General features: G+C 40.7%; 8 protein-coding genes. 5 read left to right on the top strand and 3 right to left on the bottom strand.

Annotated features, from left to right (window positions below):
* Positions 1-454 precede the first annotated feature (454 nt).
* From rppH to A6E03_RS02185, 5 genes are all read left to right on the top strand, one after another.
* Entirely contained in the window at positions 455-967 is a 513-nt protein-coding gene (gene rppH / locus A6E03_RS02205; RefSeq protein WP_005417607.1) for an RNA pyrophosphohydrolase, read from the top strand.
* A gap of 36 nt (positions 968-1,003) precedes the next feature.
* Positions 1,004-3,265 carry a phosphoenolpyruvate--protein phosphotransferase gene (gene ptsP / locus A6E03_RS02200; RefSeq protein ID WP_065594027.1) on the top strand — a complete coding sequence of 754 codons (2,262 nt, stop codon included), beginning with the start codon at positions 1,004-1,006 and terminating at the stop codon, positions 3,263-3,265.
* A complete protein-coding gene (locus A6E03_RS02195; protein WP_065600096.1) occupies positions 3,266-4,069 on the top strand; it encodes a sulfite exporter TauE/SafE family protein in 804 nt (267 codons plus the stop codon).
* 10 nt (positions 4,070-4,079) lie between these two features.
* On the top strand, positions 4,080-4,931 hold the full coding sequence (lgt, locus tag A6E03_RS02190) for a prolipoprotein diacylglyceryl transferase (RefSeq protein WP_065594025.1): 852 nt from the start codon (positions 4,080-4,082) through the stop codon (positions 4,929-4,931).
* Positions 4,932-5,033: 102 nt separating this feature from the next.
* A complete protein-coding gene (locus tag A6E03_RS02185; RefSeq protein ID WP_065600160.1) occupies positions 5,034-5,885 on the top strand; it encodes a thymidylate synthase in 852 nt (283 codons plus the stop codon).
* A 44-nt stretch (positions 5,886-5,929) separates the two neighbouring features.
* On the opposite strand, the gene A6E03_RS02180 is transcribed toward A6E03_RS02185, so the two are convergent.
* The 3 genes from A6E03_RS02180 to gltB all read right to left on the bottom strand — a co-directional run bounded on the left by A6E03_RS02180 (position 5,930) and on the right by gltB (position 12,535).
* On the bottom strand, positions 5,930-6,361 hold the full coding sequence (locus A6E03_RS02180) for a DUF1499 domain-containing protein (protein WP_065594024.1): 432 nt from the start codon (positions 6,359-6,361) through the stop codon (positions 5,930-5,932).
* Positions 6,362-6,515: 154 nt separating this feature from the next.
* On the bottom strand, positions 6,516-7,988 hold the full coding sequence (locus A6E03_RS02175; RefSeq protein WP_065600095.1) for a glutamate synthase subunit beta: 1,473 nt from the start codon (positions 7,986-7,988) through the stop codon (positions 6,516-6,518).
* Positions 7,988-12,535, bottom strand: a complete 4,548-nt coding sequence (gltB, locus tag A6E03_RS02170; RefSeq protein WP_065600094.1) for a glutamate synthase large subunit — start codon at positions 12,533-12,535, stop codon at positions 7,988-7,990. The genes A6E03_RS02175 and gltB overlap by 1 nt, the downstream gene beginning before the upstream one ends.
* Positions 12,536-12,609: the final 74 nt, after the last annotated feature.

Here is a 12,609-nt window from a genome sequence, read left to right as displayed (position 1 = left end):
TATATTTATGAATAAGTTGTTGACTTTCAGGTGTATAGCACATTAAAGAGGGGGTTGTTGTGGGTAATTATAGGATTGCTCGATCTTTAACCGATCTGTAGTTATATTAATCGCAGGCTTTTTTTTGAAAAGATCACTCAAAGGATCTTTAATTTAACTTTTTGTTTAATATCATTTTTATTGATATTTACTTTTTCCCTCCCTCTTATTGATAAAATGATTTTTATCGTGTGATTTCGTTTGTTTTTATCTTCTTCACAAAGTTATACACAGAAAAGGTGAATAAATGTGGGGCAGCTCTCATTGTTATGTTGATAAGTGGTTAATTGATTAAAAGTTATTCAAGATTCGAGGTTATTTTAGTAAAACGTGACAAGAAAGCGTGATCCTGTTTGCTCAAAGAGGCGATCTGTGAAAAAATCAAAGGAATATAAGTTTATGATGAGGTCATCCAGTGATAGATGGCGATGGTTTCCGCCCGAATGTCGGGATAGTGATATGCAATAGCCATGGTCAAGTATTCTGGGCGAAACGATACGGACAACATTCTTGGCAATTTCCACAAGGTGGCATTGATGATGGTGAGACACCTGAACAAGCAATGTACCGAGAATTGTATGAAGAAGTTGGCCTGACTAAAAATGACGTACGTATTTTAGCAAGTAGCCGACATTGGTTGCGATATAAATTACCGAAGCGCTTAGTTAGATGGGATTCAAAACCTGTCTGTATTGGACAAAAACAAAAATGGTTTTTGTTACGCTTGGAATGTGACGAATCCAAGGTGAATATGCAAAGAGATCGCTCGCCGGAATTTGATGGCTGGCGGTGGGTTAGTTATTGGTACCCAGTAAGACAAGTTGTTTCATTTAAACGTGATGTTTATCGTCGAGCCTTGAAAGAGTTCGCGGTTATTGCCATGCCGTTTAAGGAACGAAAATTTAAAAGGAAAGGTAAAAAAGGGTAAGCTGTCTATACCTTATCACCTTAAGGATTGTTTAGTATGCTTACTCAACTCAGGGATATAGTTGATCATGTAGCTAAAGCAGAATCGTTAGATGATGCTTTAGCACTATTGGTGAAAAATACTCGACATTCGATGAGAACCGAATGCTGCTCAGTTTATTTAATGAGTAATGATAATCTTCGTTTAGAACTGATGGCAACGGAGGGCTTAAAAGCTAAGCCTAATACCGTATCGTTAGGTATTGATGAAGGGCTTGTTGGTCTTGTTGCACGCAGTTGTGAGCCGTTAAACCTTGCGAATGCATCAGTACATCCATCCTATAAATATATTCCAAGCATTGCTGAATATAAATTTAATTCATTTCTTGCTACACCAATTATCTATCGTCGTCAGAATTTAGGTGTATTGGTCGTTCAACAAAAAGAAAAACGTCAGTTTACCGAGATTGAAGAGTCATTCTTAGTGACACTTTCCGCTCAACTTGCGGTGGTGTTAGCATACGCTAAGGCCCATGAAAGTTGGTCGACTCAGTTGCAAGCTTCTTCTACACAACAAAAGCAGTTTAAAGGCATTTCGGCCTCTAATGGCGTTGGAATAGCCCCGCTGTGGTTTGATGATGCACAACCTAAAATTGAGGCAATTTTACCAAGTTCATGTATTGATATTGAGCTAGAAAAAGATCGCCTTGGTAATGCCGTCGAACTTGCTTTAAAAGATTTCCGACGAGCAAAGAAACGTTTTGAACAGGAATTAAATAGTGATACGTTAGCTATTTTTGATCTCTTTAGTCATTTGCTGAATGATCCTATGTTAAAGGCTGATCTTAAAAAACAGATCAATCAAGGTGACTCTGCTGAGTGGGCATTGCGTCAAGTCATAGAGTCTTATGCTGGACGTTTTGAGAGAATGAGCGATTCTTATTTAAGTCAGAGAGCAAATGATGTTCGAGAGCTTGGGCAAAGATTACTCTATTTTCTGAACTATGAAGATAAATTAGATATTGATCTTTCACACCCAGTAATTCTTGTTACGACTCAGCTAACTGCATCTATGTTAGCTAGCATCCCTAAAGATAAATTAAAAGCAGTTATTTCTCTCGAAGGGGCAGCAAACTCACACGCCGCTATTTTATCTAAGGCTCTTGGCATTCCAGCGATAATGGGGGTTGAGTTTAATCCTGCTCATTATCATAAATCACTAGCTATTGTGGATGGTTACAGTGGTTTACTCTATATCAAGCCAACTGAAGCCTTAATTCAAGAATATACCGATCTACAAAATGAAGAACTAGAGTTATCAAAACTCATAACTTTGGATCTTGATAAGCCAACACTAACGCTTGATGGCCATTTAATGAGCATTCATTTGAATGCCGGTTTAAGTATCGATTCCAATATAGCGGTTAATAAAGGGGTTGATGGCGTCGGTCTTTATCGTACGGAAATACCGTTTTTGCTTCATCAACGATTTCCATCAGAAGAAGAACAATATCTACAATATAAAGCGATTCTAGAAACTTACCCTCAAAAGCCGGTGGTAATGAGAACGCTTGATATCGGTGGAGATAAACCATTACCTTATTTACCTATCGAAGAAGATAACCCATTTTTAGGATGGCGTGGTATTCGATTTACTTTAGATCACCCAGATATATTTTTATTGCAGCTTAAAGCGATGATAAGAGCGAATATAGGAAATAATAATTTATCCATAATGCTGCCGATGATTTCGGGTATCCCTGAATTAAGACAGGCAAAAGCGTTTATTAACCAAGCTTATGAAGAAGTATTGAGTGAATCTGAAATTGATTTCTCTAAACCTCGTATCGGTATGATGGTTGAAGTGCCATCTATGCTCTATCTCTTACCAAGAGTGGCAGGGTTTGTTGATTTTATTTCTGTAGGCACGAATGATTTAACTCAATATTTGTTGGCAGTAGATAGAAATAACTCTCGAGTTTCGCACGTTTATGAGTCTTATCATCCGGCAGTGCTGTTGGCATTGAAACAGATTATAGAAACGGCAAATCAACATAATTTGCCTGTCAGTGTTTGTGGCGAATTAGCGGGAGATCCTATTGGGTGCTTACTCTTAATTGGGCTTGGTTATCGTAATTTAAGTATGAATACTTCCAACGTTGCTAAGATTAAGTACATTATTAGGCAAATAACATTAACTGAAATTGAAAGTATGACAAATATTCTTTTACATCATGATGATGCGGAGACAATTTTAACTGATATGATGTCTTTTTTTGAACAGAAAGATCTTTTAGGGTTTATTCGAGCAGGTAAATAAATGTCAGTGGATTTTTGGTCTATTTTCGCACTATATCTTTTACTTGGTAGTGTCGTTGGTGTAATGGCTGGTCTATTAGGTATTGGTGGTGGATTACTTGTCGTTCCCGCGCTGTTGTGGTTATTGCCTTTGGCTGGCATTGATTCGAGCATAGCGATGCAAATGGCGCTCGGTACATCATTAGCGACAATTATATTTACATCAAGCTCATCGGCATTGAACCATTTACGTTTGGGTAATGTCGAAGTGGGGTTAATTAAAAGTTTAGCACCCGGTGTTGTCGTTGGTGGCTTTATTGGTAGTTATCTTACTGAATTAATACCGACACAATATTTACCTAAAGTCTTTGGTATTATCGTGCTTTTATTGGCTCTACAGATGCTATTAGCACTTAAATTTACAGCAACAAGAACAATGCCATCGCCTCTTAAAACAGCGGCCTCTGGTGGAGTTATCGGTGTTGTATCTAGTTTAGCGGGTATTGGCGGTGGTTCACTTACGGTACCTTATTTAAGCTTTTATGGTATTGAAATGAGAAAAGCCATTGGCAGCTCTTCATTGTGTGGCACATTAATCGCGATAGCTGGCATGATAGGTTTTGTCATACATGGTGTAAATGTAGCAAACCTGCCAACGATGAGTTTAGGTTATGTTTATTTACCGGCCTTATGTGGCATAAGCATCACTTCTATTTTAACCACTAGAATTGGCGCTAAATTAGCATCGCATTTACCAACATCAACATTGAAAAAAATCTTTGCCGTATTTCTAGTATTTATCGGCAGTAAAATGTTCTTAGGATAAGAGAGTAGTCATGAGTCAGGGGTATTTAAACTTCCCACATATCGATCCGATATTATTTGAAATTGGTCCATTAGCAGTGCGTTGGTATGGCTTGATGTATCTTTTTGGTTTTATGTTTGCTTTATGGCTTGCAAATAAACGTGCAGATAAGCCGAACAGTGGCTGGACGAGAGATCAAGTCAGTGATCTTCTTTTTGCTGGCTTTCTAGGGGTCGTTATTGGCGGGCGTGTTGGTTATGTTTTATTTTATAACTTCGGTTATTTCTTAGATAACCCACTGTACTTATTTGAAGTCTGGACAGGCGGAATGTCTTTCCATGGTGGATTGCTTGGTGTGATCACCGCAATGCTTTGGTACGGTTATAAGAATAATCGTAGCTTTTTTACCATTGCTGATTTTGTCGCACCATTAGTGCCATTTGGTTTAGGGGCTGGTCGCCTTGGTAACTTCATGAATGGTGAACTATGGGGCCGTGTTACTGACGTGCCGTGGGCGATGGTATTCCCAACAGGTGGACCTTTCCCTCGTCACCCATCGCAGCTGTATGAATTTGCACTTGAAGGCGTTGTTTTATTCTTAATTCTAAATTGGTTTATTCGTAAACCTCGTCCATTAGGCGCAGTCTCTGGCTTATTCCTATTTGGTTACGGTACATTCCGCTTCTTAGTTGAGTATGTTCGTCAACCGGATGCACAATTAGGTTTATTTGGCGATTGGATCTCAATGGGACAAATACTGTCACTACCAATGGTGATAGGTGGTCTGTTGATGATGATTTGGGCATTTAAGCGTAATCTTTTTGCGACTGATTTGAAGAATAGTGGTACTAAGTCAGAGAAATCTAAACAAAAAGCAAAATAAACAAACTAAGAAAAATACGCTAGAATAGCGATAATAACGATTTATAGTAATGGCCTCTTCGTTTGAGGCCATTTTTTTAAGCCAATTTTAGAGAGCATGACCGTGAAGCAGTATTTAGATTTATGCCAACGCATTGTTGATGAAGGTCACTGGATTGAAAACGAACGCACTGGAAAGCGCTGTTTGACGGTGATTAATGCCGATTTAACCTATGATGTTGCCAATGGTGAGTTTCCATTAGTAACGACACGTAAGAGTTTCTGGAAATCAGCCGTTGCTGAAATGATTGGTTATATTCGCGGTTATGATAACGCAGAAGATTTCCGCAAAATAGGTACTAAAACTTGGGATGCGAATGCGAACCTAAACGACGTTTGGCTCAATAGCGCTCACCGAAAAGGTGAAGATGACATGGGCCGAGTATATGGGGTTCAAGGTCGTTCGTGGGCAAAACCAAATGGTGAGTTTGTCGATCAATTGAAAAAAATCATTGATGATTTAAGCAATGGTATTGACGACCGTGGTGAAATTTTAAATTTCTATAATCCTGGTGAGTTTGATATGGGCTGCTTACGCCCGTGTATGTACTCACACCACTTTTCACTATTAGGTGATACATTGTACTTAAATAGTACTCAACGTTCGTGTGACGTTCCGCTAGGCCTTAATTTCAATATGGTTCAAGTCTATTTTCTGTTGGCTATTGTGGCTCAAATTACAGGGCATAAAGCAGGTAAGGCCTATCATAAGATCGTTAATGGCCATATCTATGAAGATCAGCTTGAGTTGATGAAAGAAGTTCAGTTAAAGCGTAAGCCATTGAAGGCTCCAATCTTTAAAATAAACCCTAAGATTAAATCATTAGAAGATTTAGAAACATGGGTAACTATGGATGATTTTGAAGTGATTGGCTATGAAAGCCATGAGGCGATTAAGTATCCTTTTTCTGTGTGATTTTAAGATAGCCCTTTTAAGTAAGGGCTTTTTATTGGCGGTCTTTATTTAGAAATAAGTCCTTTTTTTAATAAAATCTCTCTTAGCTGCTCAACTCGCTTTCTATTTACACCAAAGTCAGAGTGCCCTGTTCGTGATTCAGAACGAACAATAAGTGTATCTCCTGATATTCGTAGCTCTAAATCATCAACAAATCGAAAAACTAAGCTCGTACATTCGATATGTACATAGTCATTGTCGGTAAAAACAACTTTTGCACCTTTTAGTTGCAGCGCTGCTGCGGCAATATTTTGGGTATTTGCAGTATTTGTTAGAGTAAAAGAAGGGATAGAAAATGTCTCACGATTTTCAAGAGTAGAAACGCAATTAGGTTTGTTTCCACACAGTTTTGTTGATTTATCCATTGTGATATCTGCCTTTTGGCTACAAGCTGATAATGCTAGTACTATAAAGATACAAGTTATTGGTTTTTTCATAAGTAATAAACGCTAATTTTAATTATGGATATTAGTAATATAGAACAAGTCAGTATGTTGTTGTATTTTGTTTTATACATTAGAACAAAAAAGGCCAACATCGAAATGTTGGCCAAAGGTTCGGAAGGAAACCTGAATTAATCTATTTCAAAAACTACGATGCTGATAGCATTAGCGAATCCGCTTTTGCTTCTAGATTCGAGTTACCCATAAGGTAAGCATCAACTTCTCTAGAACATTCACGGCCTTCATTAATACAACGAACAATCAGGGATTGACCAGTACGCATATCACCCGCGACAAAAACACCTTTTTGATTGGTTGCATAGCCATCGGTTGCTACGTTGCCACGATCATCAAGTTTGATATCTAACTGAGCCAATACACCCGTTGGTTCTGGATGTAAGAACCCCATCGCTAAGAATGCCTGATCACAAGGGATCACTCGCTCACTATTAGCGACTTCATCAAATCCTGGGCGTTCACCTGGTTTTGCATCTTGCCAAACGATGTCAGCAATACGAAGACCTGTCACATTACCAGCATCATCAGAGATGAATTCTTTGGTTAGAATATTCCAGTGGCGCTCACAGCCTTCTTCGTGAGACGTAGTTGTCTTCATGATCATTGGGTATTGAGGCCAAGGCATATTCGCAGGGCGTTTCTCTGGTGGGATCGGCATGATCTCAACCTGAGTAATACTTGTTGCACCATGACGATTCGACGTACCAACACAGTCAGAACCCGTATCGCCACCACCAATAACAACAACATGCTTACCTTTAGCATGGATCTCTTTAGTTTTAAGATCCATGTTATTAGCACGACGGTTGTTTTGACCTAAGAATTCCATAGCAAAGTGAACGCCATTGAGTTCACGTCCTGGAATGGGTAGATCTCTTGGTACTGTAGAGCCACCAGTGAGTAGAACGACATCGAAGTCTTGGCGTAATTGCAGTGCATTAATATCGACACCAATATGAGCATTAACTTCAAACTTGATACCGGCATCAGCCATTAAGTTGATTTTACGATCAATGATATCCATGCCTAACTTGAAGTCAGGAATACCAAAGCGTAGTAGACCACCGACTTTTTCATCGCGTTCGTATACAGTTACAGAGTGGCCTGCACTGTTTAGTTGTTCTGCTGCGGCTAAACCTGCAGGACCTGAACCGATAATAGCAACTGTTTTACCTGTACGAGAACGAGGTTTTTTAGGTTGCGCGTACCCTTCACGGTACGCGGTTTCTACAATCGTTTTTTCGATATTACAGATAGTGATTGGGTCTTGGTTAATACCAAGAACACAGGCACTTTCACAAGGAGCAGGACACACTCGGCCGGTGAACTCTGGGAAGTTATTGGTTGAACTTAAGATCTTCCACGCTTCTTCCCAGCTATCACGATATACCGCATCATTAAACTCAGGAATGATGTTACCAATAGGGCAACCGTTGTGACAAAACGGCACACCACAATCCATACAACGTGATGCTTGTGTACCAATCTTGTCAGCAAATTCATCATTCAATACAAATTCTTTATTGTCTTGAATTCGAACTGTTGGGTCGAGTTTCTTTGGTAGCTCACGACCATGTTCTAAAAATCCAGTAGGCTTACCCATTATACTGCCTCCACTTCTTCCGTTTGTGCCTGTTGTGCTTCAGCTTTACGCTTTTGAAGAACCGCTTTGTAATCACGCGGCATCACTTTAGCCAGAGAGGCCAAGTTTGCTTCAAAGTTATCTAGGAAAGACTGAGCAACTTCACTTCCTGTGAATTCAACATGCTTAGTTAGCATTTCTAATAGAAGATCTTTATCTTCTTGTTCAATAGGGTCTAGGTCAACAAGTTCAGAATTGAGTTTCGATTCAAAATCACCAGACTTATCCCAAACATAGGCAACACCACCACTCATACCTGCCGCAAAGTTACGACCTGTAGAGCCAAGGATTAGTGCGACACCGCCAGTCATGTATTCACAACCGTGGTCACCCACTCCTTCAACGACAACTTTTGCGCCTGAGTTACGCACACAGAAACGCTCGCCAGCCATGCCGCGAATATAAGATTCGCCAGAAGTCGCGCCGTAGAAACACACGTTACCTACAACAATGTTATCTTCAGCTACAATCGTTGATTTTACGTTTGGATAAAGCACTAGCGTACCGCCAGATAAGCCTTTACCCCAGTAATCATTCGCATCGCCTTCGACTTCAAATTTCACGCCTTTAGCAAGGAAAGCACCTAGACTTTGGCCTGCAGAGCCGTTGAACTTCACGTTCATTGGTTGCGGTAATCCGTGATCTTTATAGACTTTAGATATTTCATTTGAAAGCATCGTTCCGACACTTCGGTCAGTATTTAGAATATCAAATTCTGCATTAACCGGTTTACCTTCTTCGAGTGCTGGTTTGGCAAGTTTTATAAGTTTGCGATCCAATACATCTTCAAGGTTATGCTGTTGTTTTATTTGATTAAAAATACCATCTTCAGCACGAGGTTGTTCAACGTGCAGTACAGGAGATAAATCTAAGTTTTTGTATTTCCAGTGGCCGATATCATCACGAACTTTCAGTTTATGAGATTGACCAACCATTTCATCAATAGAGCGGAAACCCAGTTCTGCCATTACTTCACGTAGACCTTCAGCCATGTACTGGAAGAAAGTAACCACGTCTTCTACGCGACCGTCAAAGCGCTCACGAAGTGTTTTGTTTTGTGTTGCGATACCAACAGGGCAGGTATTCTTATGACACTTACGCATCATGATACAGCCTTCAACAACAAGAGCAGCAGTTGCTACGCCCCACTCTTCAGCACCAAGAAGTGTTGCTACTGCAAGATCTCGAGGTGTTTTCATTTGGCCATCAGACTGAACAACGATACGGTTACGTAACCCATTTTTCAGTAGTGTTTGGTGTGTTTCTGCCAAACCAAGTTCCCAAGGAAGACCAGTATGACGAATTGAAGACATTGGTGATGCCCCCGTTCCGCCATCAAAACCTGCGATAAGAACGACGTCTGCTTTTGCTTTAGCTACACCAGAGGCGATAGTACCAACACCGGCTTCAGATACTAACTTAACGTTAACGCGGCCTTTACGGTTGGCGTTTTTCAGATCGTAAATAAGCTGTGCTAAATCTTCGATTGAATAAATATCATGATGTGGTGGTGGTGAAATTAGACCAACTCCAGGAGTTGAGTGGCGTGTTGCACCAATCCAATCATCGACTTTATCACCAGGTAGTTGACCACCTTCACCAGGTTTCGCACCTTGAGCCATCTTAATTTGTAGCTCATCAGCGTTAGTTAGGTAGTAAGATGTCACACCAAAACGACCAGAAGCCACTTGTTTAATTGCTGAACGTTCCCAGTCACCATTGTCTTTTTTCTCAAAACGAATCGGGTCTTCACCACCTTCACCTGAGTTAGATTTAGCACCGATACGGTTCATAGCAACAGCAAGTGTTGAGTGAGCTTCGTGTGAGATAGAGCCAAACGACATTGCACCAGTAGCAAAACGTTTTAGGATTTTCTCAATAGGTTCTACTTCTTCTAAAGGAATAGATCCAGCTGGATTTTTGATGAAATCTAATTGGCTACGCAGTGTTGCTGCATCATCACCTTGGTCATCAACGGCTTTCGCGTATTTCTTGAATTGACCGTAATCTTTATTACGCGTTGATTCTTGAAGTAGAGAAATAGTTTCAGGGTTGAACAGGTGCTTCTCACCACGTTGTTTCCACTGATATACACCACCCACATCAAGCACTTGAACTGGGATCTCACGAGTTGGATAACCAACACGGTGACGAATTAGCACTTCTTTGGCGATATCATCAATCGTTAGACCTTGGATACGAGAAACGGTACCGGTGAAGTATTTATCAACCACTGATTTACTGATACCAAGTGCTTCAAATATTTGAGCGCCATGGTATGACTGCAGTGTTGAAATGCCCATCTTAGAGAAAATCTTAAGTAGGCCGCCGTTAACCCCTTTACGGTAGTTATCAAACAATTCTTTTGGATGTACCGTCGGATCTAGCTTTTTAACACGTTGAAGTTCAACAATCGTTTCAATCACTAGGTATGGGTTAACCGCATTTGCGCCATAGCCAACCAAGGTTGCAAAGTGATGAGTTTCACGAGCATCGCCCGTTTCAATCACGATGTCACACTTAGCACGTAACCCTTTACGGATTAGGTGATGATGAACCGCACCAACGGCAAGCATTGCAGGGATAGCAGCGTGGTTTGAGTTTACCGCGCGGTCTGTTAGTAGAATGATAGAGTAACCATCAACGACGGCGTCTTCAGCATACTGACAGATACGTTTAAGTGCACGCTCAAGCTTTCCTGAATCTTCATTGGCTTGGAAAACGATATCCAGTGTTTTTGCTTGTAGATGTTCGTTATCAATAGCACGCAGTTTTTCTAGCTCAGAGTTAGAAAGAACCGGTGATTCAAGCTCGACTTTCTGACAGTGCTCAGGCGTTTCAGCAAGTAAGTTTTGGTCTTTACCTAAGTAGGTGTTTAGCGACATAACCATACGCTCACGGATCGGGTCGATCGGTGGGTTAGTTACTTGGGCAAACAACTGCTTAAAATAGTTAGATAAATGCTGAGATTGATGAGAAAGGATCGCTAGTGGCCAATCGGCACCCATTGCAGTTAATGGCTCATAAGCCGTTTTCGCTAATGGTAGGATGATCTCATTCACTTCTTCTGAGGTAACACCAAACGCTTGTTGACGGTTGAGTAGGCGCTCAGGAGAAGGCTGGCTGTATTGGTTTGTTGCTTCAGGCAGTTTATTTAAGCTTAGAAGATTCTCTTCAACCCATTTTTCATAAGGTTGTGATTTCGCAATGCCATCTTTTACTTCTTCATCAGAAATAATACGGCCTTGTTCTAAGTCAGCAACAAAGATACGACCAGGTTGTAGACGACCACGGAACTCAATGTTTTCTGGTGCTATTTTTACAACGCCAGATTCTGATGCCATCACAAGGAAGTCATCTTTTGTCACGGTATAACGAGAAGGACGAAGACCATTACGGTCAAGTGTTGCACCTACTTGAACACCATCGGTGAAACAAACAGACGCAGGGCCATCCCAAGGTTCCATTACGTTCGCGTGGTATTGATAGAACGCGCGACGGGTAGGGTCCATGTTTTTATTTTCTTGCCACGCTTCAGGGATCATCATCATTAATGCGTGTGGCAAGCTACGGCCAGAAAGAACAAGCAGTTCTAGCGCCATATCGAAATTCGATGAATCTGAGCTGCCTTCCTGACAAATCGGAAGCAGCATATCCATTTCTTGCTGGCTAAAGAGATCAGACTCTATAATAGCTTCACGCGCTTTCATCCAGTTCAAGTTGCCACGAACTGTGTTGATCTCACCATTATGAGCAATGTAACGGAATGGTTGAGCCAGACGCCAGCGAGGGAAAGTATTCGTAGAGAAACGAGAGTGAACCAGCGCTAATGCCGTCACCATCGTTGGATTTTGTAAGTCTAGGAAGTACTGTGGAACTTGTTCAGTCGTTAATTGACCTTTATAAACAAGTGTTTTGTACGATAGAGAGTTGATGTAGAAATCATCACCAATATTAGAAATACTTTCCAAGCATACTCGAACGGTGTAGTTACGTAGAACATACAATTTACGTTCAAGTTCTTCTGGGGTCATTGATGGGCCACCAGAAATAAATACATGCTCAAATTGAGGCTCAGTACTTAGGGGATCGTCGCCTAGCATTGAATTATCGACAGGAAGAACGCGATAGCCAATGATTTCTAAATCAAGACGTTGAGCATTACGCTCTAAAATATCTCTGCATTGTTGACGTTTATGTTCGTCTTTAGGGAATAAGACAACACCGACACCGTATTTTTCAAAAGAAGGCAGCTTGATACCTAGTTTAACGGCTTCTTCTAATAAAAACTCATGTGGCTTTTGTAATAGAATACCTGCGCCATCGCCACTGCATGGATCACAGCCTTGACCACCACGGTGTTCCATACGAGCAAGCATATCAAGTGCTTGAGTAACCACATCATGAGATTTACGGTTTTTAAGGTGAGCGACAAAACCGATACCACACGCATCATGCTCCAATTCAGGAGTATACATGCCCTGTGTACTCTGCTCTCTATCTACCATAGATACATCCTTCCAGTATTATGCAGACACAACTTCTCTACGTAAGTTTCTGTCTAGTCCTTTGCTAATTTTCA

Source organism: Aliivibrio sp. 1S128, assembly GCF_001691065.1.
In the GTDB taxonomy this organism is placed as follows: domain Bacteria; phylum Pseudomonadota; class Gammaproteobacteria; order Enterobacterales; family Vibrionaceae; genus Aliivibrio.
This window is presented reverse-complemented; position numbering and strand designations above follow the sequence as displayed.